Raw genomic sequence first — 1,017 nt, forward strand, 5'->3', positions numbered from 1 at the left:
GAAAAAGATGATGATGGCAATCTCCTTGATATCGCTCAAAGATCTCGTTCTGATATTTCCACGCTTAATCTCGATAACAGCTCCATTGTTTTTGAGAAACCAACAGAAGATCATTACCAAACATTGCATATAGGTTCTGGTAAACCAGACACGCAAGAAGTCTACAATGCAATGGGTGATGCAAAGATTTACTTCAACACGGCTTGGAGTGATGGTGCTGCAATAAATGACCAAAAAACCGATAGACTTTTGATCCATGGGGATGTCTCTGGCAACACATCAGTTTATGTCACGGGGCGCTTAGAAGAGAACAATATCGAAGCAAATACCTCTGCTGCTGCCAATGTCCGGGGTCTTTCACTTATTCAAGTTTCTGGAAAAGCAGAGGAAAACTCTTTCAAACTGGTAAATGGCTATACCACAAGAGGTGGCTTACCAGATATGTATACACTACGTGCCTATGGACCAGACTCAAGCCAAGGCAACGCCGATATTGCACAAAACCTCTTTGATGAAAAGAATGAAAATTTCTGGGATTTCCGTTTGCAACCCGAACTGCTTGGCTCCAATTCTGGTTCAAATCCTGATCCTGAAACAAATATCCCTACCGTTGCACCTGTACCACAAACAGCAAGCTATTTGGTCATGCCAAATGCTCTCTTCTACAGTGGATTAACCGATATGGCTAAACAAAACGCACTCTTAGCCAATATCAGAACATCTGTTTTAGGAAAAGAAGAAGAAAAACAAACCGGTTTCTTCCTCTATACTTACGGAAACACAGGAACCTTATCTTCTGAACGCGGACCTCTCAAATATGGTTATGGTGCTGATATCCGCTATGCTGCTCTACAAGCCGGTGTTACATTCGCAGCATTAGAAGGACAAAATACCACAACACATTTCGGTCTTGTAGGCACCTATGGGCGGCTGTCTTTCACTCCAAAGGATATGGATGATGTAAGTAAGAGCACATTGGATAAATGGTCACTAACAGCTTATGGCAGCGTGCAGCAT

Annotated in this window: 1 protein-coding gene; it reads left to right on the forward strand. The window is 42.6% G+C overall.

Annotated features, from left to right (window positions below; translation table 11 throughout):
- The coding region (locus ACFILY_RS09485) for an autotransporter outer membrane beta-barrel domain-containing protein (RefSeq protein ID WP_375645350.1) at positions 1-1,017 on the forward strand (1,017 nt) is incomplete at both ends.

It is taken from the genome of Bartonella sp. CL25QHWL, from assembly GCF_042195335.1.
Taxonomy (GTDB): domain Bacteria; phylum Pseudomonadota; class Alphaproteobacteria; order Rhizobiales; family Rhizobiaceae; genus Bartonella.